At 52.6% G+C, this 26,454-nt stretch carries 29 protein-coding genes and 1 tRNA gene; 17 read left to right on the top strand and 13 right to left on the bottom strand.

The window, feature by feature from the left end; all coding sequences use genetic code 11:
• Positions 1 to 5: 5 nt before the first annotated feature.
• Together Q0824_RS02280 and Q0824_RS02275 are read left to right on the top strand one after the other, a co-directional pair.
• Positions 6 to 572 (top strand): DUF1285 domain-containing protein, encoded by a 567-nt coding sequence (locus Q0824_RS02280; RefSeq protein ID WP_298447154.1) that lies wholly within the window; start codon positions 6 to 8, stop codon positions 570 to 572.
• Positions 573 to 772: 200 nt separating this feature from the next.
• Positions 773 to 1,234 carry a peptidylprolyl isomerase gene (locus tag Q0824_RS02275; protein ID WP_298447152.1) on the top strand — a complete coding sequence of 154 codons (462 nt, stop codon included), beginning with the start codon at positions 773 to 775 and terminating at the stop codon, positions 1,232 to 1,234.
• Between the two features lie 153 nt (positions 1,235 to 1,387).
• On the opposite strand, the gene Q0824_RS02270 is transcribed toward Q0824_RS02275, so the two are convergent.
• The gene (locus tag Q0824_RS02270) at positions 1,388 to 3,040 is read right to left on the bottom strand and encodes an electron transfer flavoprotein-ubiquinone oxidoreductase (RefSeq protein WP_298447150.1); all 1,653 of its coding nucleotides are present in this window, start codon (positions 3,038 to 3,040) and stop codon (positions 1,388 to 1,390) included.
• A gap of 535 nt (positions 3,041 to 3,575) precedes the next feature.
• Between Q0824_RS02270 and Q0824_RS02265 the strand changes: the two genes are divergently transcribed.
• The 3 genes from Q0824_RS02265 to Q0824_RS02255 all read left to right on the top strand — a co-directional run bounded on the left by Q0824_RS02265 (position 3,576) and on the right by Q0824_RS02255 (position 6,215).
• Entirely contained in the window at positions 3,576 to 4,325 is a 750-nt protein-coding gene (locus tag Q0824_RS02265) for an electron transfer flavoprotein subunit beta/FixA family protein (protein ID WP_298447148.1), read from the top strand.
• On the top strand, positions 4,326 to 5,267 hold the full coding sequence (locus tag Q0824_RS02260; protein WP_298447146.1) for an FAD-binding protein: 942 nt from the start codon (positions 4,326 to 4,328) through the stop codon (positions 5,265 to 5,267).
• 105 nt (positions 5,268 to 5,372) lie between these two features.
• The gene (locus Q0824_RS02255) at positions 5,373 to 6,215 is read left to right on the top strand and encodes a putative RNA methyltransferase (RefSeq protein WP_298447145.1); all 843 of its coding nucleotides are present in this window, start codon (positions 5,373 to 5,375) and stop codon (positions 6,213 to 6,215) included.
• A gap of 13 nt (positions 6,216 to 6,228) precedes the next feature.
• Here Q0824_RS02255 and Q0824_RS02250 read toward each other — a convergent pair whose 3' ends face one another.
• Positions 6,229 to 6,705, bottom strand: a complete 477-nt coding sequence (locus tag Q0824_RS02250; protein WP_298447144.1) for a hypothetical protein — start codon at positions 6,703 to 6,705, stop codon at positions 6,229 to 6,231.
• A 12-nt stretch (positions 6,706 to 6,717) separates the two neighbouring features.
• Positions 6,718 to 6,990 carry a hypothetical protein gene (locus tag Q0824_RS02245; protein WP_298447143.1) on the bottom strand — a complete coding sequence of 91 codons (273 nt, stop codon included), beginning with the start codon at positions 6,988 to 6,990 and terminating at the stop codon, positions 6,718 to 6,720.
• A gap of 277 nt (positions 6,991 to 7,267) precedes the next feature.
• Here Q0824_RS02245 and Q0824_RS02240 point away from each other — a divergent pair, with 277 nt between their 5' ends.
• A complete protein-coding gene (locus Q0824_RS02240; RefSeq protein WP_298447142.1) occupies positions 7,268 to 8,509 on the top strand; it encodes a saccharopine dehydrogenase NADP-binding domain-containing protein in 1,242 nt (413 codons plus the stop codon).
• 10 nt (positions 8,510 to 8,519) lie between these two features.
• On the opposite strand, the gene cydC is transcribed toward Q0824_RS02240, so the two are convergent.
• From cydC to Q0824_RS02220, 4 genes are read right to left on the bottom strand one after another with little or no spacing between them, the layout of a single operon-like run.
• Positions 8,520 to 10,139 carry a thiol reductant ABC exporter subunit CydC gene (gene cydC / locus Q0824_RS02235; RefSeq protein ID WP_298447141.1) on the bottom strand — a complete coding sequence of 540 codons (1,620 nt, stop codon included), beginning with the start codon at positions 10,137 to 10,139 and terminating at the stop codon, positions 8,520 to 8,522.
• Positions 10,132 to 11,847 carry a thiol reductant ABC exporter subunit CydD gene (cydD, locus tag Q0824_RS02230; RefSeq protein WP_298447140.1) on the bottom strand — a complete coding sequence of 572 codons (1,716 nt, stop codon included), beginning with the start codon at positions 11,845 to 11,847 and terminating at the stop codon, positions 10,132 to 10,134. Before cydD ends, cydC begins: the two co-directional genes overlap by 8 nt.
• On the bottom strand, positions 11,848 to 12,849 hold the full coding sequence (gene cydB / locus Q0824_RS02225; RefSeq protein ID WP_298447139.1) for a cytochrome d ubiquinol oxidase subunit II: 1,002 nt from the start codon (positions 12,847 to 12,849) through the stop codon (positions 11,848 to 11,850). It lies immediately after the preceding gene.
• Positions 12,850 to 12,851: 2 nt separating this feature from the next.
• On the bottom strand, positions 12,852 to 14,279 hold the full coding sequence (locus Q0824_RS02220; RefSeq protein ID WP_298447138.1) for a cytochrome ubiquinol oxidase subunit I: 1,428 nt from the start codon (positions 14,277 to 14,279) through the stop codon (positions 12,852 to 12,854).
• Positions 14,280 to 14,463: 184 nt separating this feature from the next.
• On the opposite strand from Q0824_RS02220, the gene Q0824_RS02215 reads away from it, so the two are divergent.
• The 7 genes from Q0824_RS02215 (at position 14,464) to Q0824_RS02185 (ending at position 19,003) form a co-directional block, all read left to right on the top strand.
• Positions 14,464 to 15,090 carry a class I SAM-dependent methyltransferase gene (locus Q0824_RS02215; protein WP_298447137.1) on the top strand — a complete coding sequence of 209 codons (627 nt, stop codon included), beginning with the start codon at positions 14,464 to 14,466 and terminating at the stop codon, positions 15,088 to 15,090.
• An 84-nt stretch (positions 15,091 to 15,174) separates the two neighbouring features.
• Positions 15,175 to 15,261 (top strand) — tRNA-Leu (locus tag Q0824_RS02210).
• Positions 15,262 to 15,537: 276 nt separating this feature from the next.
• Positions 15,538 to 15,756, top strand: a complete 219-nt coding sequence (locus tag Q0824_RS02205) for a DUF6500 family protein (RefSeq protein WP_298447136.1) — start codon at positions 15,538 to 15,540, stop codon at positions 15,754 to 15,756.
• Between the two features lie 128 nt (positions 15,757 to 15,884).
• Complete coding sequence (locus Q0824_RS02200; RefSeq protein ID WP_298447135.1) at positions 15,885 to 16,283, top strand: GFA family protein; 399 nt, start codon at positions 15,885 to 15,887, stop codon at positions 16,281 to 16,283.
• Positions 16,284 to 16,329: 46 nt separating this feature from the next.
• Complete coding sequence (locus Q0824_RS02195) at positions 16,330 to 17,010, top strand: SDR family oxidoreductase (protein ID WP_298447134.1); 681 nt, start codon at positions 16,330 to 16,332, stop codon at positions 17,008 to 17,010.
• Positions 17,011 to 17,107: 97 nt separating this feature from the next.
• Positions 17,108 to 18,379, top strand: coding sequence for a DUF2254 domain-containing protein (locus Q0824_RS02190; protein WP_298447133.1), 1,272 nt, complete (start codon positions 17,108 to 17,110; stop codon positions 18,377 to 18,379).
• Positions 18,380 to 18,502: 123 nt separating this feature from the next.
• Positions 18,503 to 19,003, top strand: coding sequence for a GNAT family N-acetyltransferase (locus tag Q0824_RS02185; RefSeq protein WP_298447132.1), 501 nt, complete (start codon positions 18,503 to 18,505; stop codon positions 19,001 to 19,003).
• A gap of 17 nt (positions 19,004 to 19,020) precedes the next feature.
• On the opposite strand, the gene Q0824_RS02180 is transcribed toward Q0824_RS02185, so the two are convergent.
• Both Q0824_RS02180 and Q0824_RS02175 read right to left on the bottom strand, forming a co-directional pair.
• Complete coding sequence (locus Q0824_RS02180; RefSeq protein ID WP_298447131.1) at positions 19,021 to 19,527, bottom strand: hypothetical protein; 507 nt, start codon at positions 19,525 to 19,527, stop codon at positions 19,021 to 19,023.
• 48 nt (positions 19,528 to 19,575) lie between these two features.
• Positions 19,576 to 20,472 carry a fatty acid desaturase gene (locus tag Q0824_RS02175; RefSeq protein WP_298447130.1) on the bottom strand — a complete coding sequence of 299 codons (897 nt, stop codon included), beginning with the start codon at positions 20,470 to 20,472 and terminating at the stop codon, positions 19,576 to 19,578.
• A 142-nt stretch (positions 20,473 to 20,614) separates the two neighbouring features.
• Here Q0824_RS02175 and Q0824_RS02170 point away from each other — a divergent pair, with 142 nt between their 5' ends.
• Both Q0824_RS02170 and Q0824_RS02165 read left to right on the top strand, forming a co-directional pair.
• On the top strand, positions 20,615 to 21,631 hold the full coding sequence (locus Q0824_RS02170; RefSeq protein WP_298447129.1) for an AraC family transcriptional regulator: 1,017 nt from the start codon (positions 20,615 to 20,617) through the stop codon (positions 21,629 to 21,631).
• An 86-nt stretch (positions 21,632 to 21,717) separates the two neighbouring features.
• Positions 21,718 to 22,500, top strand: coding sequence for an enoyl-CoA hydratase (locus Q0824_RS02165; protein WP_298447128.1), 783 nt, complete (start codon positions 21,718 to 21,720; stop codon positions 22,498 to 22,500).
• Here the strand turns inward: Q0824_RS02165 and Q0824_RS02160 are convergent.
• Genes Q0824_RS02160 through Q0824_RS02150 form a run of 3 tightly spaced genes read right to left on the bottom strand, consistent with a single transcriptional unit; the run spans position 22,497 to position 24,699 of the window.
• Positions 22,497 to 23,027, bottom strand: coding sequence for a DUF192 domain-containing protein (locus Q0824_RS02160; protein WP_298447127.1), 531 nt, complete (start codon positions 23,025 to 23,027; stop codon positions 22,497 to 22,499). The two genes, Q0824_RS02165 and Q0824_RS02160, sit on opposite strands and share 4 nt — an antisense overlap.
• Positions 22,991 to 23,752 (bottom strand): ABC transporter permease, encoded by a 762-nt coding sequence (locus tag Q0824_RS02155; protein WP_298447126.1) that lies wholly within the window; start codon positions 23,750 to 23,752, stop codon positions 22,991 to 22,993. Before Q0824_RS02155 ends, Q0824_RS02160 begins: the two co-directional genes overlap by 37 nt.
• Positions 23,753 to 23,763: 11 nt before the next feature.
• Entirely contained in the window at positions 23,764 to 24,699 is a 936-nt protein-coding gene (locus Q0824_RS02150; RefSeq protein ID WP_298447125.1) for an ABC transporter ATP-binding protein, read from the bottom strand.
• A 147-nt stretch (positions 24,700 to 24,846) separates the two neighbouring features.
• On the opposite strand from Q0824_RS02150, the gene Q0824_RS02145 reads away from it, so the two are divergent.
• Together Q0824_RS02145 and Q0824_RS02140 are read left to right on the top strand one after the other, a co-directional pair.
• Positions 24,847 to 25,311 carry a hypothetical protein gene (locus Q0824_RS02145; protein WP_298447124.1) on the top strand — a complete coding sequence of 155 codons (465 nt, stop codon included), beginning with the start codon at positions 24,847 to 24,849 and terminating at the stop codon, positions 25,309 to 25,311.
• A gap of 98 nt (positions 25,312 to 25,409) precedes the next feature.
• On the top strand, positions 25,410 to 25,712 hold the full coding sequence (locus Q0824_RS02140; protein ID WP_366521618.1) for a hypothetical protein: 303 nt from the start codon (positions 25,410 to 25,412) through the stop codon (positions 25,710 to 25,712).
• 4 nt (positions 25,713 to 25,716) lie between these two features.
• Here Q0824_RS02140 and Q0824_RS02135 read toward each other — a convergent pair whose 3' ends face one another.
• Positions 25,717 to 26,289 (bottom strand): hypothetical protein, encoded by a 573-nt coding sequence (locus Q0824_RS02135; protein WP_298447123.1) that lies wholly within the window; start codon positions 26,287 to 26,289, stop codon positions 25,717 to 25,719.
• Positions 26,290 to 26,454 lie beyond the last annotated feature (165 nt).

Raw genomic sequence — 26,454 nt, 5'->3', positions numbered from 1 at the left:
GAGATATGAGCCAAAGCCCGGACAATATTGTTGAACAGGTGCAGAAAGCTGGAAAAAATCTCAGCCATCCACCGTTGGACAAATGGCACCCGGAACTTTCCGGAGACATGGATCTGCGGATTAGCCGTGATGGCCTATGGATTCACAAGGGCGACCCAATCGGCCGGGAAGCTATCGTGAAATTGTTTTCAACCATACTCCGCCGTGAAGAAGACGAGCACTATTACCTGGTAACGCCTGTAGAGAAGTGGCGGATTCAGGTAGAGGATACGCCTTTGCTTGCTCACTCTCTTACCGTTGAGGGAAGCGGCGAGTATCAGGTTATCAAGTTAACCACCAACGTGGGCGAAACGATTGAAGTTGGCAAGGACCACCCGCTGGAAGTCGGAAGCTATGGGGATTCGGATCAACCCCGGCCCATAGTGCGGGTTCGCCACGGTGTCGACGCCCGCCTGGTAACCGCGGCTTACTACGATTTGGCAGAGTACGTTGTGGAACAAACCATCGACGGAAAGCCGATATTGGGCGTGTTCAGTCACGGAAATTTCTACAAAATCGGGCAGGGCGGTTGAAAAGCCTGGGGGCGCCCCCAGAAATGACGGTGGAAAACGCACTCTGTCACTTGTTAAACTGTGTTTTCACTCTTGTTACGAGCCTGGCTCTCAAACGAGGCCCGGTGGTCGTTAGTCCCTCTGTTCAGTCTGGCTGTTCATGATTACTTTCGATTGCCCTTAATCAATCAAACAGTCATTGCGACACTCAAGGAGATCACATGGCCCAACCTCGCGTTGTTACCATCCACTACACGCTCACCAACAACCAGGGAGAAGAGCTGGACTCCTCCCGTGGCGAAGGTCGCGAGCCTCTGTCTTATCTGGAAGGTGCACAAAACATCATCGGTGGGCTGGAAAGCGCACTGAACGAGAAGAGCGCAGGCGACCAGGTTAAAGTTTCTGTTGAGCCTGCTGAAGGCTACGGCGAAATCAACGAAGAGCTGGTTCAGCCAGTTCCACGTACCGCGTTTGAAGGTGTCGACACCATCGAGCCAGGTATGCAGTTCCAGGCACAGACCCCGGGCGGCCCCCAGGTTGTACGTGTTGTGGAAGTAAGCGAAGAAACCGTCACCATCGACGCGAACCACCCGCTTGCTGGCGAGACCCTGCACTTTGATGTTGAAGTCATCGAAGCGCGTGACGCCACTGAAGAAGAGCAGGAACACGGTCACGCTCACTAAGAGTGTAAGTGCCGGTTCTGAAAAGGGCTCCCAAGGGAGCCCTTTTTTTGTGCGCCTATAAAGCGTGCATAAAAAAACGGAGCTGCGGATTCAACCGCAACTCCGTTCTTTCAAAGCATCGGGTAAATCGATACTTTAGGCTACCACGCCAACTTACATGTTGGGGTAGTTGGGACCACCGCCGCCTTCGGGCGTTACCCAGGTAATGTTCTGGGCAGGGTCCTTGATGTCACAGGTCTTACAGTGAACACAGTTCTGAGCGTTGATCTGGAAGCGCATTCCGCTGCCGTCGTCCTTTTCAACCACTTCGTAAACCCCTGCAGGGCAGTAGCGCTGAGCAGGCTCATCGTACTTCGGCAGGTTGTGGTTAATGGGGATGTCAGGGTCGGTCAGCTTCAGGTGAACCGGCTGGTTTTCCGCGTGGTTGGTGTTGGAAATAAACACCGACGTCAGGCGATCAAAGGTCAGCTTGTTATCCGGTTTGGGATAGTTGATCTTTTTGCACTCAGCCGCAGGTTTCATTGTGGCGTAGTCGGGCGTCAAGTCACGCAGCGTGAACGGCAGGCTTCTACGCAGAATGTTCTGCTCGAAGAATGCAACTGCTCCACCAATGAAGTTGCCGAACTTATGCATCGCTGGACCAAAGTTGCGCTCATCGTACAACTCTTTATACAGCCAGCTCTTTTCAAAACGGTCTGCAAAGCTGGTAATTTCCTCACCAGTCTGGCCACTCTTAAGTGCTTCAAATACTGCTTCAGCGCCCAAAAGGCCTGATTTCATAGCAGTGTGAGACCCTTTAATCTTGGAGCTGTTCAGGGTGCCCGCATCGCAACCCAGTATCAGGCCGCCGGGGAAGCTCATCTTGGGCAGAGCATTGTATCCACCCTTGCTCAGGGCCCGGGCGCCATAGGATACCCGCTTGCCGCCGTCCAGGTACTTTCGAAATTCAGGGTGGAGCTTGAGGCGTTGGAATTCTTCAAACGGGCTCATGTGTGGGTTGCTGTAGGAAAGATCAGCAATCAACCCAACGTAGACCTGGCCGTTCTCAAGGTGATAAAGGAAGGAGCCGCCAGTAGAGCCGGTCTCTGTCAGAGGCCAACCGGTTGTGTGAACAACAAGGCCTGGCTCATGTTTGGCAGGGTCAATGTCCCACAGCTCTTTAATACCGATGCCGTAATGCTGGGGGTCTTTGCCTTCGTCGAGATTGAAATCTTTAATCAGACGCTTGCCTAGGTGCCCACGACAGCCTTCGGTAAACAGTGTGTACTTGGCGCGCAGTTCCATGCCCGGCATGTAGCCGTCTTTTTCCGAGCCATCGGCTGCAACGCCCATGTCACCGGTAATGATGCCTTTAACCTGGCCGTCTTCTACAATCGTCTCAGCTGCAGCAAACCCCGGGTAAACTTCTACGCCCAAGGCTTCCGCCTGTTCACCAAGCCAGCGGCACAGGTTACCAAGGCTGATAATATAGTTGCCGTGGTTGTGCATGTTCTTCGGTACGAAAGCGTTTGGTATCTTGGTTCCCTTGTCCTGGTTCTTCAGCAGGAAAATATCGTCACGGGTAACCGGAGTGTTCAGTGGGGCGCCTTTCTCTTTCCAATCGGGAAAGAGTTCATTGAGGGCGGTGGGTTCAAATACGGTGCCGGCCAGAATGTGCGCGCCGATCTCAGAACCTTTCTCTACTACGCACACCGTCAGTTCTTCGCCAGACTCTTGTGCCAGCTGCATCACTCGGCAAGCTGCCGACAAGCCAGCAGGGCCGCCGCCGACGATAAGAACATCAAATTCCATCGATTCGCGTTCCACGTTGGTCTCCTCAAACATCTTTTAATGGATTTTGTATGCCCGTAGGCTTTTTTAAAATTCTGGGGCGCCATCATACCGGTAAATGTTTGCCCAGACGACTACCCACAGGCGAATACTCAGCCTTTATGAGCTTAAAGGATAACGTATTTGAGGATTCAAACAAACGTTTGTTTGAATTTTAGCCAAAGGTTTGGCATTGTAGATTCGTACTGTAAAACAGTGCGCTGAGCCGCCCGGTGCGTGTGTTTCTGCCCTTATCAGCAGGTGCTGTATCGGTTAATTGGCTCAGAAAACATCTGTGGCGCGTCTAACTGGACTATTGACCCGTTTAATCTTTGCCTTCAGTATTAGTCCGCCGTGACGGATGGCCCCAGTGCGAGGCCGCTGTTTGTAACGTTCGGTCTGTATACCAGTTTACCGGTATCTTGCCGAGACGCAGCAATCGAGAATGCTCTGTCACCCGCCCATTCAGGGCCTGTCTAAGAGTATTTTTTGGTTGAGAGTCATTAACCCATCGTAGAAGAACGAGGAATCTATGAAGGTTCTGGTCGCTGTAAAACGAGTAATCGACTACAACGTAAAGGTACGCGTCAAGCCGGATAACACTGGTGTTGATCTCGCCAACGTCAAAATGGCAATGAACCCATTCTGCGAAATCGCTGTTGAAGAAGCGGTTCGTCTGAAGGAAAAGGGCATTGCAAACGAAATTGTCGTGGTTTCCATTGGCCCCAAGGCATGTCAGGAGCAGATTCGTACTGCTTTGGCGCTGGGCGCTGACCGTGGTATCCACATTGAAGCCGATGAGGACGTTCAGTCCCTCGACGCAGCCAAACTACTAAAGGCTGTGGTTGAGAAAGAAGAGCCAAAACTGGTTATTCTCGGCAAACAGTCCATCGATTCTGATAACAACCAGACCGGCCAGATGCTGGCTGCGCTGACTGGCATGGGCCAGGGCACCTTCGCGTCTGAAGTGGTTGTTGATGGCGAAAAAGTCAATGTTACCCGTGAGGTAGACGGTGGTCTGATGACCCTTTCCCTGAGCCTCCCGGCAGTTGTAACCACCGACCTGCGTTTGAACGAGCCGCGTTACGCGTCCCTGCCAAACATCATGAAAGCCAAGAAGAAGCCGCTCGATGTGATGAGCCCGGCGGATCTGGGTGTTGAGATTGCAGCGCGCCTGACCACTCTGAAAGTGGAAGCACCGGCTGCCCGTTCAGCAGGTATTAAAGTGGCAGACGTAGCCGAGCTGGTCGATAAACTGAAGAACGAAGCGAAGGTGATCTAAATGAGCATCCTTGTAATTGCTGAACACGACAACAGCAGCCTGAAGCAGGCGACTCTGAGCGTTGTAGCGGCTGCCAAGGCCATCGGTGGCGACATTGATGTACTGGTTGCCGGCGAAAACTGTGGCGCGGTTGCAGAAGCTGCCGCCAAGGCGGAAGGCGTTGCAAAGGTACTGGTTGCCGACAACGCAGCCTACGGCCACTTCCTGGGTGAGAATCTGGGCGAGCTGGTTGCAGAAGTGGGTAAGGGCTACAGCCACATCCTGACCTCTGCCGGTACCACGGGCAAAGACTTCATGCCGCGCGTTGCAGCGCTGCTGGACGTTGCTCAGGTATCTGACATCATCCGCGTTGAATCTGCAGACACCTTCGTTCGTCCGATCTACGCCGGCAATGCCATCGCAACGGTTAAGACCAGCGACAGCATCAAGGTTGTCACCGTACGCCCGACAGGCTTTGATCCAGTAGCCGCTGAAGGTGGCTCTGCTGCTGTTGAGCAGCTGGACGTTGTAAAAGACGCAGGCCTGTCTTCGTTTGTGGGTGAAGAGAAAGCCAAATCTGATCGTCCTGATCTTGCCAGCGCCGGTATTGTTATCTCCGGTGGTCGTGGCATGCAGAACGGCGACAACTTCAAGATGCTGGAGCAGGTTGCTGATCTGCTGGGCGCTGGTATGGGTGCTTCCCGTGCAGCAGTCGACGCAGGCTTCGTGCCGAACGACATGCAGGTAGGCCAGACCGGTAAGATTGTTGCGCCACAGCTGTATATTGCTGTTGGTATCTCCGGTGCTATCCAGCACTTGGCCGGTATGTCTGATTCCAAGGTGATCGTTGCGATCAACAAGGATGAAGAAGCGCCTATCTTCCAGGTTGCCGATTACGGCCTGGTAGCGGACCTGTTTGAAGCAGTACCGCAACTTGAGGAAGAGCTGAAGAAGGTTCTATAACCCTCTGTCAGTAAACAAAAAAGACACCCACGGGTGTCTTTTTTGTTGGATAATCCTAAACTGTAACCCTGTACTCGTTATCTTTTCCGATGCGGATATCTGTGAATGACCATCACCCCATTTGAAGCTCTTGCTTGCCCAATCGACGGATCTGCCCTGCAGTTAAACGGGAGCAGTTGGCAGTGTGGTGCTGGCCATAGTTTTGATATTGCGCGCCAGGGATACGTCCACTTGCTGCCAGTTCAGAATAAACGCTCCAAAGATCCCGGAGATAACAAGGAGATGGTTGCGGCGCGCCAGAGGTTTCTGGCCGCGGGATTTTATGAGCCCATTGCTGAAGCAGTTTATCGGGCAGTGTTCCATGAAAACCACAGTGATGCGGCTATCGCTTGCATGGATGCAGGCTGTGGGGAAGGGTACTACATGCGCTATCTGGCAGGGAAAATGCCAAATACCGCGCGCCTCGCGCTGCTGGGGCTGGATATCTCCAAGTGGGCCATATTATCTGCGGCCAAACAGGACAAAGCGCCCGCATGGGTCGTTGGCAGTAACGCTAATCTGCCTGTGCTGCCTGAAACGCTGGATTGCATACTGTGCTTGTTCGGCTTTCCGGTTTACAAGGAGTTTGCCCGAGTGCTCAGGCCAGGCGGGGAGATAGTGCAGGTAGACTCTGGGCCAGACCACCTCATAGAGCTGCGGGAAATCATATATTCCGAATTGAAAGAGTCCCGGCAGTCGCCGAGTGATGCCCCTGAGGGTTTCACAACTGTGGATACGTCTGCCGTTCGTTTCAGCCTCACTCTTCCAGATAAACAGTCTGTTTCTGACTTGCTGGCGATGACGCCACATTTGTATCGATCCGGAGCAGAGGGTCTCGCGCGTGCGGCAGAGCTTGAGTCACTTACGGTTACTGTAGAGGCCACCGTAAAGCGCTTCAAAAAGAGCTGATCTGCCTTGCGCCCTATTGGTCGCTCTTTTTCTGCTCAGGAGTATTCCTTTTTAACATCACCCGCTTCTCAGCTTTAGTGATAAAAAGGGAGTCGGCAAGTAAATGAATGGCCTTGTTCGTAGTGCGGACCGCATGATAAACCTGCTTGCTGGTCTGATCGTGGGTTTTTCGGGCTTTCAGAGCATTTTCGCGGGTTTCGTTGTCTTTTGAGAGGCGCTCAACCAGGCCAAAAGTAGTGTTGGCGATCGCTTTGTGCACCTTTTCCACGGCACTCGTACCACCAGATACTGTGTTTTCCAATAGTTTTGCCCGGTTACGTACCTCATAGAGATCGAGGCGGCGTTTTTGAACGGCACTGTTGACGGCAATGCTGTATGAATTCAACTTGCGCATGAGAACTCTGGAACGCCTGGCTTGCACGAATCCATAGCCAAGAGCACCTGAGGCAATGATCAATAGAAGCAATGCCAGGGCTAGCTTGGCAGTCACTATGCGATACTCCTAGCGGTATTCAATATTCAGCTCCACCTCGATTTCACGCTCCATCATCTCTTGCTCCAGTTCCTTCATAACACCCTGGTAAACCATTTTGCGTACCATAACAGGGAGTTTATCGGCGAGTACCCGCGCAGAACGTGACTCACGTTTTGCCACCGCAATCGGATTGAGTACTTTAAGCGTCAGGATCAAATCCGGCTCTTCCTCAAGATTAGCCGATGCGTTGCTTCCCGAAGTCTCGGCTATCAGACGGGCCAGAATTTTTCGCTGTTCCATAAATTGCCAGCAAAGAACACCACTGAATATAGTGAGAATCAAACAAAGTATCAGGAGGAAGTTAGCCAATTCGAGACTCCAAGGGTGTATCTATTATGTTCAGCAGTGTGCCCTATAGACCGAGCCGTGCGATTGGCCGTGACGACGTCGCCAAAGCGCTTCCTGCGAAGTTAGAACAGTAGCCCAAAGCTGTTAAGATCCAACTATTGAAACTCGCTGTAAATAGCCTTGAAAATACATAAAACTTCAGCAAAAAACTTCAGAAAAAGGACAGGCAATGACCAAATCAGCAGAAACCACATACGACCTGGTTGTGTTCGGTGCGACCAGCTTTGTTGGCCAGATACTCACGCAATATCTGTATGACTCCTATGGCGTTGCTGGCGAGGTTAAATGGGCCATTGCCGGTCGCTCAGAATCCAAGCTTGATACCCTCAAATCAGGTTTGGGTGCTGGTGCCGCTGAACTTCCGGTGATACTTGCAGACTCCACCGACGACGCAGCCTTGAAGGCCATGTGTGAGCAAACCCGGGTGATTATCTCTACCGTTGGCCCATACGCCTTATTTGGTGAGCCCTTGATAAAAGCCTGCGTAGAGACCGGCACCGATTACTGCGATCTGACGGGTGAAGTTCAGTGGATTCGCCGGATGGTTGACCGATATGAAGATCAGGCAAGGGCATCTGGCGCGCGCATTGTGCATTGCTGCGGGTTTGATTCCATCCCATCCGATATGGGCGTTTGGTTCCTGCAACAACAGGCGGAGAAAACCTTTGGTGAAGCATGTCAGGATGTACGCATGCGCGTGAAGGTAGCTAAGGGTGGTATCTCAGGCGGTACCGTCGCTTCCATGATCAACATCGCCAAAGAAGTGGCTGTTGACCCGAAACTGCGTAAAGAGCTGGCAAACCCCTTTTCGATCAGCCCAGAAGGGCATCGCTCAAAAGCACGCCAGCCGAGCCTGAAAGGTGCAGAGTTCGATAAAACCTTCAATACCTGGTTGGCACCGTTCGTGATGGGTGCAATAAATACCCGCATAGTACACCGCTCTAACGCACTGCAAGATGCTCGTTACGGCAAGGAATTCACCTACGATGAAGCCATAATGACGGGTGCGGGTACTAAGGGGCGTCTCACAGCTTACGGTGTTACCGCAGCACTGGTGAGCTTCCTGACCGCCTCTGCAATCAAGCCAACCCGATGGGTGGTCGAAAAGTTTGTACCCCAGCCTGGCGAAGGCCCCAGCCCCGAAGCACAAAAGGCCGGGTTTTATGATATTCGTTTCGTGGGGCGTACTCAGGATGGCAAAACCATGATCACGAAGGTGACCGGTGATGCCGACCCAGGCTACGGCTCTACCGGTAAAATGCTGGGTGAAGCCGGCATGTGCCTGGCATTCGATATTCCTGCAGATAAGCCGGGCGGTTTCTGGACCCCTGCATCGATACTCAGCGATAAGCTGCTGGGCCGTTTGACCAGTAAAGCGGGGCTGACGTTCGAGGTATTGGAAACGCGGTAAAAACGAGGGCTTAAACTCCCAGTTGAACCACACGGTCGGTGCCCGGAAGGGCATCCGGCCCGTGTGCCAAGCTGATTACAGTTCGTCCTTCCAGCCAGACATCCATTTGCTTGGTGATCTTTTCTCGCGTGGGTGCATCAACCCCGGTAAACGGCTCGTCCAATATCAGCAAGGGGGCAGGGCTCAACAACACTCGGGCGAGCGCAACGCGACGTGCCTCACCTCCTGAAAGCCGGCTTCCGGAACTCCCCAACCATGTATCAAGTTGATCCGGTTCCGAACCGAACCTCTCGGCAAGGTCCACCATCTCAAGAACACGCCAAAGCTGCGTATCGCTTGTCTCCGGAGCACCTAGCAACAGGTTTGCCCGCAACGTATCTTCAAACAACACGGTTTTTTGAGTGAGATACGCACATGGAAGGCCTGAACTGGCGCCATGTGAAGGAGCCAGAAGCCCGGAGAACGTATCCGCAAGAGAGGACTTGCCGCTTCCGGAGTGACCAAGGATGCCCACTCGCTCGCCGGTTTTGACCTGAAGATCAAAATGCGTGAAAAGCGGCGCATGCTCCGGATGCTTTACGGTTAGATCTTTCGCCAGCAGGGCAGTGCCTTCAGGTAGCGCAATGGCCTCTTCTGGCAACTGCTGTAAATCATTACTCCTGCAATCGCGGTTCAGGCGAGCAGCAGATGCCTGCGTGGCACCCAGCTTGCCGAAGGCTTCCGGCAGCATGCTGTAGACCTCAGCCAGGCCGAGCAGGGCAATAGGCAACAGAACCAGAACGGGCCCGGAAATCATGCCGGCGCGGAACAACTCAAAGCCTGCCCAAAGCGCAAATGCTGCAGAAAGATTAATCAGCAAGTTAGAGCCTGCCAGATGCCAGCCGGTGCGGGAGTCCGCTTTTACCTGCTCCGTTGCCGTTTGGTGCGCCTGGCGCATAAGCCATGCACCGTGTTTGCCTACGCGGCCAGCTGCAGTAAGCTCTGCAAAACCTTCCAGATGCTCTACAACCGCCATACGAAGAGATTCCTGCTGATCACTCTGCCGGGCTGCAATCCTGGCTGTTCTAGCGTAAACACCGATTGTGGCCACTGCAAATGCGATGCCGAGTATCAGGGCGACGCTAGCGGCAATCCTGACATCAAACAGTATCCAAGTCAGCCCAAAGAGCAGGAGCGTTACGAATGCGGCCAGAGCCGTTGGCGCAATCAGGCGCAGGTACAGAGTGTCGAGAGCATCTACATCGCTGGTAAGCCGCGATAACCACTGGGCGCCAGTCAGTTCGCGTCTCTGGCCTCGTCCGGCGGCGGCAAGCTTTCGAAACAAGGCGACGCGAATATCTGTGAGCAGTAGCAGCACGGTATCGTGGTTATACAGCCGTTCCACATAGCGGGACACCGTGCGGGATACTGCAAAAAAGCGGATGCCACCACCTGGCACATACAGATTAATCGTGGCCGGTAAACTGGCCGCAAGAAGAACGCCCACCAGCGCAGTTTCAGTGATAAACCAGCCGGAAAGCGCAAGCAGCCCCAGCCCGGAAAGCAGGGCGGCCAACATCAGAAGGGCACCGATAAAGAGCCTGCCCGGGCGCTGGTATATTAGTGTTAGCCATGGCTTGAGGTCAGACATCGTTAACCTCCCCGCCAGAAACCAACAACACACGATTGGCGAGAGCCAGCAGCGCCTGATGATGGGTGGAAAAGATCAGTGTCTTGCCGGCCAGAGCAAGCTTGTGAAGCGCTTCAAGAACATACATCTCACTGTCGCTGTCGAGGCCGGCAGTTGGCTCATCCAGGAGAATGACATCGTAATCCGCTACAAATATTCGGGCCAGGCTCAGGCGTCGGGCCTGGCCGCCGGATAACCCCTGGCCGTCTTCTGTTACTTGACTGAAAATACCGTCTTTCCGGCTGTCCAGCAAAGGACCAAGGCCAACGTTTCGAAGGGCAGTTTCGATCGCTACGTCAGACGCATCCGGGCTGGTCAGCCGAAGGTTATCCGCCCAGGTGCCGTGCACAAGAAATCCGCTCTGGCCCAGCCAGCCAAAGGCAAAGCTGCCTGCGGGCATGCCAAACAGGTGAATATCGCCGCTGTCTGGTACCAAAAAACCCGCAAGAAGATTCAGAAGCGTGGATTTGCCGCCTCCAGAAGGGCCGGTAAGGGCAATCACGTCGCCTTCACCGATCATCAGAGAGACATCGTTAAGAACCTTCTGGTCAGCGCGAAAAGCCAGTGACACGGCGTTCAACCCGATTGCTTTGCCGTTGGTGCCTGGCTCATCGGTTGTCGGCTGAGCATCCATACGCTCTGCTTCCGCATTGGAGAAAGAAGCAGCCGGTTCGCCATCGTTCAGCCGGGCAAGAATCTCCGCACCGGCCCCAAGCGCAGCAGCCCGGTCGTGGTAGTGCTGAGAGAGAATGCGCAACGGCTGAAAGAACTCCGGCGCCAGTAACAGAATCAACAGCCCGGAGAAGAGCGTTAAATCCGAAGATGGCCCATAGGTTATGTAACCCAGAAGGCCAAAGCCGATGTAGATGGCGATGACGGCGATTGCGACGGAGGCGAAGAATTCCAGAACCGCTGAGGATAAAAACGCTACGCGCAGGGTTTTCAGAGTGATTCTGCGGTACTGATCCGAACGCTGCTGAATCACTTCTGCAGCGCTCTCGGTTTGCCCGAACAGCTGCAGAGTGGTGATGCCTCGAACCTTATCCAGAAACTGGCCAGACAAACGGCTCACAGTCGCAAAATGCTGCTGGTTGAGCTTCTCCGCGCCCATACCCACCAGTGCCATAAAGAAAGGAATCAAAGGAGCTGACAGAAGCAGAAAGATACCGGCGAGCCAGTCGAGATAAAACACCAGCACCAGAATCAACAGCGGAACGATCAGGGAAAGCGTCATCTGGGGAAGAAAACGCGCGAAATACCCGTGCAAGGCATCAACGTGATCAATCCACTCTCTTGCCAGGCTACCTGCAGAGGTTTGCCCCAATTCGAGTGGCCCGACGTTGCACCAGTGCTGGTGAATCTGGCGCCTTGCAGTACGCCGCACCTGTTCGCTGCATCGAGCCGCAAGATGAGTTTGCAAACCCTGCGCCACAGATCGAAACACGATGGCCAAAACAAGGCCGAAGAAATAGGGCGTCAGCTCAGAGGCCGGCGCATGTTCAATAACACCAAGGTGAACAATGCGCGCCAGAAAAACCATCTGCAGAATGGTTGCGACGCCGGCCAGGGTACCTGCGGCAACCGTGCCCTGAATCCAGCGCCGGTTGCCGCGTGTAAGCCCTGAAAGCCAGCGCCGAACGACACGCTGGTCGAGAGCTGTTTCGCTCACTTAGTGGTAACCCTCTCCAGCACGTACCTTGCCGCGGAATACCCAATAGGTCCACGCCGTGTAGGTCAGCACAAACGGAATGACTATCAGCAAGCCGATCAACAGGAAAAGCTGCGAATCGTAAGCCGAGGCTGCATCCCACAGGGTGTAGTTGGGTGGAACCAGGTAGGGCCAGCGGCTGACAATCAGTCCCAGATAAGCCGTTATGAACAGCCCCATAGTGGCAACAAACGGCATGCCTTCAAACCGGTTGCGAACCGACCGGAAAATCTGGAACGCGCACAGCAAGGTGAGTGCAGGCAGAACCCAGATAATGGTCAAGTTACTGAACCAGCGGTCGCGAACCATATCGTCAATAAACGGTGTCCACACACTGATAATGCCAAACACCACAAGTACAGCAGCTAAAAGAGGTAAGGTGATTTTATACGCCCACTCCTGTAAACGGCCCTCGGTTTTCATAATCAACCATGTGGAGCCCAATAGCGCATAGCCTGCGAGTAGGCCAAGGCCAGTCAGTACGGTGAATGGGGTCAGCCAGTCAAACGCATCGCCAATGAACACGCCATTGGCGGTTTCGTAGCCCTGAATGTAGGTGCCGACAACAACGCCTTGAGCGAATGCAGCCACAGTTGAGCCACCGGCAAAGGCCCAGTTCCACAGATAACGGGAGGTGCGCGCTTTGAAGCGGAACTCAAAGGCAATGCCCCTGAAAATCAGGCCGGCCAGCATCAGGAACACACCAATGTATAATGCCGGCAGCAATATGCTGTAAACCAACGGGAATGCGCCCAGCAAGCCGGCACCGCCGAGCACTAGCCAGGTTTCGTTGCCATCCCATACTGGAGCAACCGAGTTCATCATCACGTCGCGATCCTGCTCTGTCGGGGCGAAGGGAAAGAGTATTCCCACGCCCAGATCGAAGCCGTCCATCAACACGTACATGATCACACCAAAACCGATGATGAATGCCCATACGAGTGCCAAATCAAGCAGTTCCATAATCAGTGTCCTCCCTGTTTGGTCGGCTGTTCTTTGGAGTCATGGAGCTCAAACGACGTGTGCGCAGCAGACATAGGCCGTTTGGGGCGCTCAGATTGAATGTCTGGCTCGTGCTGACTGCTCTCCATGCCCTCGTACAGAACCCGCATGAGGTAATACACGCCGGCCGTGAACACCAGGGCATACACAACCACGTAACCAATCAACGTAAACAGTGCCATACCACCGGTGAGGGAAGGAGTGACGGACTCAGCCTGAGTCATCATTCCATAGACCAGCCATGGAGCCCGCCCAAACTCGGTTACAAACCAGCCCGTGAGAACAGCAATAAACGGCGTAACACTCATAAACCGCATACCCTGAAGGAACCAGGATGAGCGCCAATAGCGGCCGCCGGAGCGCAGAACAAGCCCGGTAAGGGCGAAAAGAATCATCAGCATTCCCAGCCCAACCATAATCCGGAACGACCAGAATACGATGGCAACCGGCGGCTGCTCCGCTACCGGAACGTCTTTAAGGCCAGGAATTTCACCGTCCCAATCGTGGGTAAGAATCAGGCTGGCAAGCCCGGGCACGCCAATTTCGAAATGGTTGGTCTGGTTTTCCTGGTCAGGAATTGCGAACAACAACAGCGGAACGTTGCGGGAGGTTTCCCAGTTGCCTTCCATTGCCGCCACTTTTGTTGGCTGGTGCTCAAGGGTATTCAACCCGTGGAAATCGCCAACTACCAACTGTGCTGGTGCAAGAATCAACAGTAACCAAAGGCACATGGAAAGCGCTTTGCGGTTTGCTTCCACCTCACGGCCTTTCAGCAGATACCATGCACTGACACCAGCAACAACGAAGCCGCCCGTCAGGAACGAAGCGATAACCTTATGGGCAAAGCGGAACTGGAAGGAGGGGTTAAAAATCGCCTCACTCCAGGAAGTAACGTAGAAAATGCCATCTCGCAGTTCGGTTCCGGCAGGTGTTTGCATCCAGCTGTTAGCCGACAGAATCCAGAACGACGATATGAACGTGCCCGTGGCGACCATGATTGCGGCAAATAGATGCGCACCAGGTGGCACACGATCGCGCCCGAAGAGCAACACCCCAAGAAACGCCGCTTCAAGGAAGAAGGCCGTAATAACTTCATAACTGAGCATGGGCCCAAGGAAGTTGGCAGACGCCTGGGAGAAATTGCTCCAGTTGGTACCAAACTGGAACGACATAACAATCCCGGACACCACACCCATTCCGAAGACCACCGCAAACACCGTGGTCCAGAACGAAGACAGCTTCAGCCATACCGGGTTCTTGGTTTTGTAACCAAGCCCTTCAAGAACCGCAATGTAGGAAGCAAGACCGATGGTGAACACCGGAAAAATGGCGTGAAATGACACGACAAAAGCGAACTGGATTCGCGATAGGATGAGAGGATCTAGTTCCATAGGAACCCCCGGTAAAGGTTAACGTCACAATAAGCGAGCACAGCGCACTCACTCCACAGCTGCCACAGCCTGAATTGTAATATTGTTTTTACCGGCAGTTAGAGAGCATGCTACTGGATATGGCTGCTAAACCGATAGGGCAGATTGTCGCACCCGTTGATTAAAAACAAGTATGGTGAAAAGCATGAGCTTTTACGAAGAACGCATCCTGCCGCATATTATCGACAAAGCCTGCTCTTTAGGCCAGGTGATGAAACTGCGTAGCCAGATTGTGCCGCGAGCAAAAGGGCGGGTGCTGGAAGTAGGCATGGGATCGGGTATTAACCTGCAATTTTACAACCCGGATACCGTGGAGATGGTTTACGGCCTGGAGCCTTCGGAAGGCATGCGCCGCAAAGCACAGCCAAATCTGGAGCGCGCGCCCATTCATGTGGAATGGTTGGGCCTGCCGGGGGAGCAAATACCGCTACAAGATAACAGCGTGGATACCGTTTTGCTTACCTTCACCCTGTGCACCATTCCCGACTGGAACGCGGCGCTGCTGCAAATGAAACGCGTGTTAAAGCCCGGTGGGGAACTCCTGTTTCTGGAGCATGGGGAGTCTCCCGATGACAGCACCCGTAAATGGCAAAATCGTATCAACCCAAGCTGGAAAAAACTGGCGGGTGGCTGCCACCTGAATCGCCATATCGCAGACCTGATTCGCCATGCCGGGTTTGAGCTTGAGGAACTGGAAAATCTCTACATTCCGAAATCACCGAAGATAGCCGGGTATATCTACAAAGGGATGGCCCGAAAGCCAGTAGCCTGAGGGAAAAGCTGACTGAGGGCGTTTTGAATTGCGTTATCGCCCATGGCCTTATACAATTCCGGCCCTCAAAACTTCCCCCCGAATGCTCCGGTGGTGAAATTGGTAGACACAAGAGACTTAAAATCTCTCGACCTCACGGTCGTGCCGGTTCGATTCCGGCCCGGAGCACCATTAAAGTCAGTTTTCCACGACGTTTAATACTCAATACATTTGAAATCCGCACAAACTGGATAGCCTTCTAGGCTTGACCGCCGAAGGCGAGGCTAAGGCTTTGTGCCGCCTGCGCTGTACAGCTATGTGCGCGCCTAACACTGTTTTTTATACAGCATTGTTGAATTCACGAAATCAGGAAGCTTCGCATTTCCGTGGAGCTCGCGGTAATACTGAACTAACCTGTTTTTAAATTTGAGACTGAAAACGTGAAACGAGCTTGGAAACAACCAAAAAATGAGAAGTGATCTGAGAGCCAAAATAGTCGAAGTGTGTGACAAAAAAATAGCGGCTAAAGGCAGCACTGTCGGCCTTTCTTTCTATGCATTCTTCGCCAACAAAAATGATGACCCAGAGCGGTTAATGGAAGCAGCTACATGGTGGATACAGACGCACCAGCTTGACCATTTTGAAAAAGCACAGAAAATCAAAGGAATGATAAAAGATGGGCTCTGATCTCAGGTGAAAAACAGATAGTCAGGCCAGTCACGGCGACAGCTTGTCTGTCGCGGCTTCGCTTCCATTCAGCAGCCGCACGTGCTGTAGTCGTTGGCAAGGGCCATCGATCAGCCATGGAGACTCACATGAAAGGTAAATGTTTGTGCGGTTCTATTGAAGTTGTTTCGGAAAGCCAGGCTGAAGTGGGGCTTTGCCACTGCTCTATGTGCAGACGTTGGTCTGGTGGACCAATGTTTGCAGTCCATTGTGGCTCGAACGTAAAGTTTGAGGGAGACGAGCCTTCAACTTACCAGTCTTCCGACTGGGCGCAGCGTGGCTTTTGTTCCAAATGCGGTACGCATCTCTTCTATCATCTGCTTCCAAACAATGAGTACATCATCCCGGCAGGACTATTCCAGAGCGAGCAATTCGCGCTGAATAGTGAGATCTTCATTGATGAAAAGCCCGCATTCTACGAGTTCAAGAACAAAACAAAGAAAATGACAGGGCAAGAGGTCTTCGACCAATTTGCTCCGAAGGAGTGAATGTGCCGGGCAGGGGTGTATCAGCCTCTAATGAGGAGTAAAAGCAATGACTGACCAAAAAATCGTACTGATCACAGGTGCCTCTAGCGGTATTGGCGCAGCCACAGCTGAGAAACTCATCGAGGCGGGGCACAAAGTCGTTATTACGGCGAGAAGTACCGACAAGCTAAATGACATAGTCAAAAGGTGTGCCAACGACAGGGTGTTAGCGGTAACGGCAGACGTGTCCAAGCTAAACGAAATTACAAACGTGGTGGACAAAGCCATAGAAACATTCGGCAGACTCGATGTGGTGTTCGCTAATGCAGGCACAGGCGTTAACGCTCCGGGCATCGAAAACGGTGATCCTGACGAATGGAAAACGATGCTGGACGTGAATATCAATGCGCTGTTGTTTACCGCCAAAGCCAGCCTTCCCGCATTAAAAGAAACCCAAGGGCATTTTATTATTACCAGCTCCATTGCAGGCAAGATCACATTGAAAGGTTCTGTGTATGGTGCCTCGAAGTGGTTTGCTTACGGATTTGGCCAAAATCTAGCCGCCGAAATGGCTGAATGGAATGGCCGTTGTACCACCATCTGCCCCGGCATGGTCAACACGCCCTTTTTTGATGAAGCCAAGCCAGACAAGCTAGACCCCAGCGATATAGCCGATGCGGTTGTGTATGCTATTTCTGCCGCCCCTAGATGCGATGTGCGTGAAATTACGCTGATGCCAACTAAGTAGTTAGTCATGTAGCGCGCGCCCTGGCTACTTACGAAAACTTACCTCATAAACCAAGTAAGAAGGGCACGCTTAACTTCACCTCAAGGTGGAATAAAGCATGAAAGACAAACTCAGGTTTATACTCAATCGTATAGGTGAGAGGCTGTGGGTCAAGCCGCTATTCGTTTGTCTTGTGTCCATCGCTATCGCTTTCATCGCTCAATGGGCTGACCAGTTCCAGATATTTCAGAAGGCCCCCGAGGTAAATACCGAATCAATTGAGATGCTGCTCGAGGTCATTTCGGCAAGCATGCTGGTCATGGCGGTATTTGCCGTGGGCTCGATGCTGGCTGCTTATCAGTCTGCGAGCAATTCGGCGACTCCACGGGCCTTCACGCTGGTTGTCTCCGACGATGTCTCCCAAAATGCATTGTCCACGTTTATTGGTGCATTTATTTTCAGTATCGTCGCTCAGGTTGCGTTGTTGAATGGCTATTACGAAAAAGCAGGCAGGTTCATCCTTTTTATTATTACCATAGTGGTTTTTGTATTAGTCATTATCAACTTTATCAAATGGGTTGATGGAATCGCTCGGCTGGGACGGCTCGGCACAACAATCGCCAAGGTTGAGAAAGCCACTGCCGAAGCGTTGCGCCGGCGAAGAGAGAAGCCTTTCCTTGGAGGGACTCAGTCAGACCATCAAACAGATGGTTTGCCAGTATTTCCAACCACTGTTGGCTATATTCAGCGGATCGATATGGATGCTTTGCAGACTGCCGCAAAGAATGGAGAAATGCAGATTATAGTAGCGACGCTTCCAGGTGCATTTGTGGCACCTAATCGGCCGCTGGCTTATCTAAGAGGCGGCAGGGATGCAGAGGCAGTGATCGAAACGGCATCGATAGTTAACGCATTTTTTATCGGCAACCAGCGAACATTCGATGATGATCCCCGGTTTGGTCTTATTACGCTGTCCGAAATTGCTAGTCGTGCGCTGTCTCCTGCTGTCAACGACCCTGGAACCGCGATCCAAGTTACTGGTATTTTTGTTCGATTGTTCGCGGAGTTGGCCCAGGAGATTTCAGAGCAGGAACTACCCCGCATCGAGTATGATCGTGTTGCTGTACCGGAGATTCCTTTAAGTGATTTGTTTGAGGATGCATTCAATGCTATTGCCCGTGACGGTGCGGGAACCATTGAGGTTGTCCTCCGAACGCTAAAAGCACTGGCTACACTCACATCCGTCGGCAACGAAAAAATGGAAGCAGCGGCGTTGGAATCTGCCCGCCTTGTTATTGCGCATGCCCAAGAATCGCTTTCAATACCATCCGATATCGAAAAACTGCAAGCCGTATCAGAATTTGCGCGCTCGTTGGATTCCGGAGAATAATTGGCAGTTAAAGTTGAGTTTGGTGAAGTACGTGTTGTTGTTTTAGGTTGAATCGAAGAAACATGGATGAGTACTATCAGCTTGGACACGTTGTGTGCACAAAGATCTATCAAGGAAGGTGGAATGTTCATAGCAGAAACGCCGAGACTAGTACTTCGAGAATTCACCTCAATTGACGTTGGTGCGCTTGGGGAAATTCTTGGCGATCCAGAAGTAATGGAGTTTTCGACCAATGGGCCGTGCACTGATGACGACACCCGAAAATTTATTGACGGGTGTCTGGTGTCATACAAAGAGCATGGCTTTGGTCAGTGGGGGGTTGTGGACAGTTCTTCGGGAGCCATCATTGGTTTTTGCGGCTTGAGTCCGGTTGACCTGAACGGAGTGCAGGAGGTGGAGATTGGTTATCGCCTCGCTCGTAATGTATGGGGCCGAGGTTTGGCGTCAGAGGCTGCCGCGGCAGCGCTCGCGTACGGCTTTTCGCAATGTGGCTTGGATTCTGTCATCGCGATTATCGCTCATCGCCATATAGCGTCAGTTCGGGTAGCCGCGAAGGTGGGGCTGAACATTGATTTCTCAACAACCTACCGGGGTTGGGACGTCGGGATCTATCGTAAGGGCTAGCACACGCCGAATGCCGGCTATTCCCTGACCACCTTTTTCACCGAGTCCGCTTTTGATGATTTGGAACCAACTTTTCTCCAGGCTTCGTATTCTTCGCCATTAATCCACGTAACGCCTATGTGTTCTTCCCAGTTTTCAAAGTCTGCACTTCTGTAGCTATCACCTCCACAACCACCTGCACCGTAGGCGATCTCGCAAACTCTTAAAACAATATACTCACCGTCGTAATCGAGGACCTTCTCACCACGCCCGCTATTGGAGCACTGGGTGAACAGGCGGGATGGGACTTTGAATATGACTTCTGCGGTTTTCTCATCACTACTGCCTGTTACTCGGGTGATGGAACAGGTGCCGGCGTAAAACTCATCGCCGTTGATGGTCAAATCTGGCTCCAGTGGCTCCCACCAGGCAATTGGCTCCACTTTCTTTTCTGACTCAACACTCCCGTTTTTGTATAACTCACAGCCAGTAAGCAGTGCTGCAGCCACTGGTAGAGCAAGAAATGTACGGAGTGCTTTTGTCACGCGGTTTGCCTCAAACAATTTACCTGGAACCTAGTATACAGATTATGATCATCGGCTTGCTTTTGGCGTCAGGGGCTTACGTGTGAATATGCAAAGTATCGGCGTTCCCTGTTGCCGAATGATAGGCTCAATATCCCGGTGAAGTGCGTGGTAGTGATAAAAGGGAACTCTGGGGAATAGGTGATGGATGGAATGCAGATTCTGTCCCAGCCAGAACCACTCTAACGGCTTCATCCAGGTGGGCATGATCAGGCTGTTGGTGTTGCGGTATCGCTCCGCAGACTTGTAAGGGATGTGTGGCCGATAGGCGAACCAGTAGGCTGTGAAAAAGCCCCCCATCACGTATCCAAGAAAAACCACCCTGGCAGCACCGGGCACATCAACCAAGGCGAGAAAGGCCAGTCGCCACCCCAGAGAAGCCGCGATCTCTGCACAATACACGGTTCGCTCCTTAATCGTGGCTTTGCCCCAGTGGGCGTTTACAAAAAACGTATTTTGTAGCCATAAAAATCGGAACACCGTGCGAATTGCTCCAATCGGCCCTCGGCCGATTCCGCTGATCAGATAATCCGGGTCTTTGTCTGGCTGGTTGGTGTATCGGTGATGGGTAAAATGCTCAAGCCGGTGTGAGGCGTAGGGGATAGCGATCAGGGGAGCCATTAAATAGCCGCACAGATCGTTCACCCAGCGCAGCTTGTCATGCTTGCCATGGATATTACCGTGAACGGCTTCATGCACCGGGGTGTAGGCCATATAGGTGAGGGCGGCAAGAATAAGCATTGCGGCCCAGGCTGGCACCACGCCAAACGCAAAAAGAGCCAGGTTGCCGACAAAGCCAGCCAGCACCAATGCGACTAAAACAACCGTTGGCCATCCGAATTGCCCCATGTAGTTCTTTGCGAAAACAACGGCTTCGCGGTTGGCTGTACTTACATCCTGGAGCATGCTCACCTCTCGTTTTAATATTTGTTGGGAATATGCTTTCAATGTAATGTCTTCGGTAACCTGCACACAGGGCAGCTCTGGCCAATCGAGAAGCCCTTGTGGCCAGTTATGCTGATCAAACCCAAACTATAAAAGTACCTTGATGATTAACGCAGACCCCATTCTTCATCCCATTGTCATCAGCCAGGTGATGCTTAACTTCGCCGCCAGCCTGGGTGTCGATAAAGACACCTGTCTGCAGGGCACGGGTATCACCGATGAGGCGTTAGGGGATGGCGAGGCACTGATTGCCCTCGATCAGGAAATGCGTTTGATCGAGAACCTGATTCTTGCGTTGCCAGACACGCCTGCGCTGGGCTTGAAGCTCGGGATGCAATACAACGTGGCGACGTTTGGTATTTGGGGCTTTGCGTTGAGTACCAGCCGCACGCTAAGGGATGCAGCTAAAACGGCCATCCGTTACCTGCCGTTAAGCACGGCCTATTGTCGGCTGTATTGTTTCGATGAAGATGGCTTCTTTGGAATTGGTTTAGATCCGGAATCTATTCCTCCGCATGTGCGCCAGTTTCTGCTGGAGCGTGATCTGGCAACGGGCGTGAATCTGGTGCGGGAGCTTAGTTTATCTGGCCTGGCGATCAGTAAAGCAGAGTTTGAAGGGCCTGAGCCTGTGTATGCTGGTTTTATTGAAGAGGTTCTTGGGGTTCGCCCAACCTATAACAGTCACCGTAACGCAATTATGGTGGCGGGCCTTGCCGCCGATAAGCCGCTGCCGACGTTCAATGCAAGGTTGGTGAGGATGCTGAACGATCAATGCCGTTTGCAGCTGGAACAACGGCAAACCAGTGGGTTGTCCGGGTTGGTGCGGCAGCAAATTCTTGGCCCGCTTGGGTTGGTGGCAACACTTGATGAGGTGGCCAGCGCACTCGCTATGTCATCCCGAAGCCTTCGGCGGAAGTTGGAGCAGGAAGGTACCAGTTTTCGGGCTCTGGTTGATGAAGAGCGTCGACAAACGGCTACGCAGATACTCAGCGGCAGTGACATGAAACTCGACGAGTTAGCCATTCATTTGGGCTACACCGATACGGCCAGCTTTACCCGGGCTTTTCGGCGTTGGATGGGCGTTGCTCCCGGCGAATATCGAAAAAACAACGTGTTGTGACATGCGCTAAAGGTCGCTTCGACAGCGAACGCATCCTGCCTGATACTGACTGTTCTCTGATTTACGGTGAACCGAGGTAGCCAGCCATGACCGAACTTCTGAAACAACATACCGATGAAATGGGCATTACAACCCTTACCCTGAGCCAGCCTGAGCGGCGCAATAGTCTTTCCATGGGCATGCTGGATGCTCTGGCGGAGGCTCTCGAAAATATCGCCGCACACAACACTACCCGCGTTGTAGTGATTGCGGCCGAGGGTAAGGTGTTTTGTGCTGGTCATGACCTGAAAGAAATTCGAGATCAACTCGACAGCCACGAGTTTCAGTTGGCGTTGTTTAAGCGCTGTAGTGAGGTAATGCAGCAGGTGGTCAACCTGCCAAAGCCCGTGATTGCCCGGGTAGCGGGTGTTGCAACGGCAGCTGGGTGCCAGCTGGTGGCGAGTTGTGATCTGGCGGTAGCGGAAACCTCTGCTCGCTTTGCGACGCCGGGTGTGAATATCGGGTTGTTCTGCTCAACGCCTATGGTCGCACTATCTCGCAACGTATCCCGAAAGCACGCTATGGAAATGCTTCTTACCGGTGAAATGATCAGCGCTGCCCGTGCAGAGCAGCTAGGGCTGGTAAACCGCGTTGTCGACGAATCCTTGCTGGATGAAACGGTGTACGCGATGGCCCGCACCATTGCAGAAAAATCCGGGCACACGCTGAAAATAGGTAAGGGCGCTTTCTATAAACAGCTGGAAATGCCGCTGGCCGATGCATACGACTACACGGCCAGGGTGATGGCGGAAAACCTGCTTGCGGATGATGCCCGGGAAGGCATCTGTGCGTTTCTGGATAAGCGCAAACCGGAGTGGAAAGACAGCTAGCGATTACTGCAGTTCTGTTCGCCAAGCTTGAGACGGTCTCCGACCGCAATTTCATTAGCGTCAAAGAACCCTGCGTTCATTTCCACGGCTGAGATGAACGCAACCTCCGCAGGGTAACTGGGGCAGCGCGCGCCACTTGATGAGTCGCAAGGGGCCATCTGTTTAATGTTGCCAATCACGCCTTGGTCATTCAGATAAGCGATGTCCAGGGGGATAAGGGTTTGGAACATCCAGAAACCATGGTCCCGGCTCTGCTGCTCCTGATACTCGAACAGCATGCCCGAGTTGGCGGCCATAGACTCTCTGCCCATCAAACCTTTCTGACGATCCCTGGGCGCCCGCGCCAGTTCCAGGCTGACACTAACGGTGTTGGCGGCCGTTACAAAACATCCTTCTATAACCGGTAGGCTGGCTGACGGCTCAACAGCAGCCGAGCCAGAGCAGCCGGCCAATGTGGCCACAATGCAGAGCAGGGTGTAGCGGTATCGCATCAGGTGCGCAGCCGATAGCCGGTTTTGAAAATCCACCAGATACCTGCCATGCAAGTTGCCAGGAATAACAGGGTCATCCCTACGCTGATCCCTATGTGTACATCAGACACACCATAAAAAGCCCACCGGAACCCGCTAATCAGGTACACCACTGGATTGAACAGGCTGATGGTTTGCCAGACTTCCGGAAGCATGTCGATGGAATAGAAGGTGCCCCCAAGAAAGGTGAGTGGGGTTACGATCATCATGGGAACGATCTGCAGCTTTTCGAAACCGTCGGCCCATATTCCGATGATAAACCCGAATAAGCTGAAGGTTACGGCGGTCAGTATCAGAAACGACAGCATCCAGAATGGGTGCAGTATGCTGTAGTCCACAAACAGCCTGGCGGTGGCGAGTATGATAAGGCCCAGTATCACCGACTTGGTTGCCGCAGCACCCACGTAGCCTAGTACCACCTCCACGTAAGATACCGGTGCAGAAAGCACTTCGTAAATTGTGCCGGAGAACTTCGGCATATAAATGCCGAACGAGGCATTGGAGATACTTTGCATCAGTAACGAGAGCATCACCAGGCCGGGGATGATATAGGCGCCGTATGCAATGTTGTCGATATCGCCCATGCGGGAACCAATCGCAGAGCCAAACACCACAAAATACAGGCAGGTGGAGATGACAGGTGAAAGCACGCTTTGCATCAGAGTGCGCCGCATGCGGGACATTTCAAAGTTGTAAATGGCTTTAACACCGTAAAAATTCATGCTTTCTCCTGTTAGCCTTTGGTGGCTTGTTCATGCACCAGGCCGACAAATATGTCTTCCAGGGAGCTCTCACGGGTGCGCAGATCGCGGTAATCAACCCCTATATCGCCAAGGGTTCGCAGTAGTCTCGCGACGCCAGCCTGCTCCTGCTGTGAGTCGAAGGTATATATCAGTTCGTAGCCATCTTCCGACAACTCAACTGGCTCGGTTCGCAATTCACTCGGCACCTCGTCCAGTTTGTTTTGCAGTTGTAGGCGGAGTTCTTTCTTACCGAGCTTGCTCATCAACTGGCTCTTCTCTTCCACCAGAATGATTTCACCTTGGCGTATCACTCCGATGCGATCCGCCATTTCTTCCGCTTCTTCTATGTAGTGAGTCGTGAGAATGATGGTTACACCGTCTTCCCGGAGTTTTCGAACCATCTCCCACATATCTCGGCGAAGTTCCACGTCCACGCCTGCCGTAGGCTCATCAAGAAACAGTATTCGGGGCTCATGAGACAGCGCTTTAGCAATCATCAAACGGCGCTTCATGCCGCCGGACAGGGTCATGATACGGTTGTCTCGTTTATCCCACAGGGATAAATCTCTCAATACTTTTTCGATGTGGGCCGGTTTGGGCGCTTTACCGAACAAGCCCCGGCTGAACGATACTGCGTTCCAAACCGTTTCAAATGAATCGGTATTTAGCTCTTGCGGCACCAGGCCAATGGTTGAGCGAGCCTTGCGGTAATCCTTAACTATGTCAAAACCACCCGCACGGACTTCACCGGATGTCATGTTAGCGATCCCACAAATGATGCTGATCATGGTGGTTTTGCCGGCGCCGTTTGGGCCAAGCAAAGCAAAAATTTCACCCCGATTGATTTCAAGATTGATGTTTTTCAGGGCCTGGAAACCGCCCTCATAAATCTTGTTGAGGTTTTTAACGGAAATATCCGGCTGCACGGGCGTATTCCTGTTTTTGAAAGTGGGTCAGATATGCGAGCGCGGCATTTTCTCATGTATGGCGCTGGTTTAGAAATCTTTGCCTTGACGCAGATAGTGTCCATAATGCTTTGTGGTTTTCAACAGGGGTTTAAGCCCGGTATCGGTATGTTACGAGCGATTTTGATTTTGGGTTTCGTTTTGGGCCTGGCGATAATAGCTGTATTTAGTGTTCGCTGGTTACAACCCCCGGACAATGGGGCCGTAGCCATAGTGCTACCTGCATGCGACTTGATGGGGCCTCCCTGTGAATGGGAAACGGAAGCGGGCCTGTGGAGTGTGAGCCTGCAGAGTATTGGCGACGAAGGGCAGGGCGCAGAATACCGGTTAACAGTTTCTGCGCCAGACACACCAGAACGTTTTATTGCAGTTCTGCGGGGGGAGTCCATGTACATGGGCGAGTACCCGATACCATTACGCCGAGGAGATGATGGGCAATATTTGGCGCACTTCGTTGCGCCTTTATGCACCACCGCCGCTGAGATGGTATGGCGCGTTGATCTACAGAGTGGCCAGCAGCCTCTTTCAGAATCCGTGCCCTTGAAGCTCGTCTTTCAGAGCGAGGGTCATTGAGCAGGCTAAACTGGCCCTTATTCACACGATGCCTTGGCTGACAAAACCCGAGAACAGTGTAAAATCACGCACAAAGTCGCGCCAACTTCAGAGAAAATATGATGGATTATGGGGAAAGTGTACAAAAAGTACTGCTGAGGAAGATCCGCAAGGCAGAACAGGATCTAATGCAACTGAAGTTGGATTATTGCCGTTTTGTTTTTGGTCTTACCCATCGGGCCAGAGTATTGTCTGGTGGAACAACCTACCTGATTCTCTCAGTAGATGTGGAGTCTATGGAATCTACGGAAGATGGTGTATTTACTCGCCCATCTGTAGCAGGCGTGCCAGCGGATAAGCCCAACCAGGCAGATTCAGTACCGCTGGGCACAGACTGGGTGCTGGAGCAGCCCAAAGGTTAAAATATCAGATCAGTGCGTTCGCGGTAATAGCGGAGTAAAGGCTGTTTTCAGGCTGAACGTACTGGTGGGTCTGCCAAAATTCTGCGCCTTCAAGCCCGGCGCGGAAACAGGCAAGCAGCACACCGCAGGATGTCAGTGTTGCAATCGCCTGCACGGCCTCAGACTGTCGAATACCGGTTTTACGCGCGGCGATCTGAGCCACCAAGCCCGCCAATGAATCACTGTGCCGTTCTGATTGGTCGCACAGAGCGCAACCGGCTCCGTATAACCAGGCTGCCGCATAAGCACGAACCGTTTCCGGCGCGTCATTCAGCTGTAGGCCACTTATTCGACAATCCCGTTCTTGAAGCCCTGCAAGAATGTGCAGCTGGGTAAACAACTCTGTACGATCTGCAGAGGCTAGACGTTTCTGCTTTTGAACAACCGGCTTTTCTTTGCGTGTTACCGGTAGGAGTTGGCTGTCAGCAGCAGTCGCTAGTAGAGGTTCGGAGCGAGTCAGTATTAGCATTCGCCACACCAGGGTCACAACCAAAACCAGCAGGCCGACCTGAGTCAGTACAACAAGTCCTTCGATCATGAGCGGTGCTACCTTGAATGAACTATTACAGAACGTTTCAACAGTGTAACGGATTGTATCCTTAAGTCGCCGCGAACTCTTGGTCATTACCGGCCTTTAAGCCGATCGACCTGAAGAAATTGTGACAAGGTTCCCAGCGGCTAGTGAATAAGTGAAGGGTCCAAC

Origin of the sequence: uncultured Marinobacter sp. (assembly GCF_947488835.1) — a bacterium.
In the GTDB taxonomy this organism is placed as follows: domain Bacteria; phylum Pseudomonadota; class Gammaproteobacteria; order Pseudomonadales; family Oleiphilaceae; genus Marinobacter.
This window is presented reverse-complemented; position numbering and strand designations above follow the sequence as displayed.

Excerpts from the sequence above, each read along its gene's own strand:
- Q0824_RS02220 (WP_298447138.1), bottom strand. The coding sequence starts at position 14,279 with ATGGAACTAGATCCTCTCATCCTATCGCGAATCCAGTTCGCTTTTGTC.
- Q0824_RS02280 (WP_298447154.1), top strand. The coding sequence starts at position 6 with ATGAGCCAAAGCCCGGACAATATTGTTGAACAGGTGCAGAAAGCTGGA.
- Q0824_RS02145 (WP_298447124.1), top strand. The coding sequence starts at position 24,847 with ATGTTACGAGCGATTTTGATTTTGGGTTTCGTTTTGGGCCTGGCGATA.
- Q0824_RS02165 (WP_298447128.1), top strand. The coding sequence starts at position 21,718 with ATGACCGAACTTCTGAAACAACATACCGATGAAATGGGCATTACAACC.
- Q0824_RS02175 (WP_298447130.1), bottom strand. The coding sequence starts at position 20,472 with ATGCTCCAGGATGTAAGTACAGCCAACCGCGAAGCCGTTGTTTTCGCA.
- Q0824_RS02200 (WP_298447135.1), top strand. The coding sequence starts at position 15,885 with ATGAAAGGTAAATGTTTGTGCGGTTCTATTGAAGTTGTTTCGGAAAGC.
- Q0824_RS02255 (WP_298447145.1), top strand. The coding sequence starts at position 5,373 with ATGACCATCACCCCATTTGAAGCTCTTGCTTGCCCAATCGACGGATCT.
- Q0824_RS02215 (WP_298447137.1), top strand. The coding sequence starts at position 14,464 with ATGAGCTTTTACGAAGAACGCATCCTGCCGCATATTATCGACAAAGCC.
- Q0824_RS02140 (WP_366521618.1), top strand. The coding sequence starts at position 25,410 with ATGATGGATTATGGGGAAAGTGTACAAAAAGTACTGCTGAGGAAGATC.
- Q0824_RS02135 (WP_298447123.1), bottom strand. The coding sequence starts at position 26,289 with ATGATCGAAGGACTTGTTGTACTGACTCAGGTCGGCCTGCTGGTTTTG.
- Q0824_RS02185 (WP_298447132.1), top strand. The coding sequence starts at position 18,503 with ATGTTCATAGCAGAAACGCCGAGACTAGTACTTCGAGAATTCACCTCA.
- Q0824_RS02170 (WP_298447129.1), top strand. The coding sequence starts at position 20,615 with ATGATTAACGCAGACCCCATTCTTCATCCCATTGTCATCAGCCAGGTG.
- Q0824_RS02205 (WP_298447136.1), top strand. The coding sequence starts at position 15,538 with ATGAGAAGTGATCTGAGAGCCAAAATAGTCGAAGTGTGTGACAAAAAA.
- Q0824_RS02240 (WP_298447142.1), top strand. The coding sequence starts at position 7,268 with ATGACCAAATCAGCAGAAACCACATACGACCTGGTTGTGTTCGGTGCG.
- Q0824_RS02245 (WP_298447143.1), bottom strand. The coding sequence starts at position 6,990 with ATGGAACAGCGAAAAATTCTGGCCCGTCTGATAGCCGAGACTTCGGGA.
- Q0824_RS02190 (WP_298447133.1), top strand. The coding sequence starts at position 17,108 with ATGAAAGACAAACTCAGGTTTATACTCAATCGTATAGGTGAGAGGCTG.
- Q0824_RS02260 (WP_298447146.1), top strand. The coding sequence starts at position 4,326 with ATGAGCATCCTTGTAATTGCTGAACACGACAACAGCAGCCTGAAGCAG.
- Q0824_RS02265 (WP_298447148.1), top strand. The coding sequence starts at position 3,576 with ATGAAGGTTCTGGTCGCTGTAAAACGAGTAATCGACTACAACGTAAAG.
- Q0824_RS02155 (WP_298447126.1), bottom strand. The coding sequence starts at position 23,752 with ATGAATTTTTACGGTGTTAAAGCCATTTACAACTTTGAAATGTCCCGC.
- cydB (WP_298447139.1), bottom strand. The coding sequence starts at position 12,849 with ATGGAACTGCTTGATTTGGCACTCGTATGGGCATTCATCATCGGTTTT.
- Q0824_RS02195 (WP_298447134.1), top strand. The coding sequence starts at position 16,330 with ATGACTGACCAAAAAATCGTACTGATCACAGGTGCCTCTAGCGGTATT.
- cydC (WP_298447141.1), bottom strand. The coding sequence starts at position 10,139 with ATGTCTGACCTCAAGCCATGGCTAACACTAATATACCAGCGCCCGGGC.
- Q0824_RS02275 (WP_298447152.1), top strand. The coding sequence starts at position 773 with ATGGCCCAACCTCGCGTTGTTACCATCCACTACACGCTCACCAACAAC.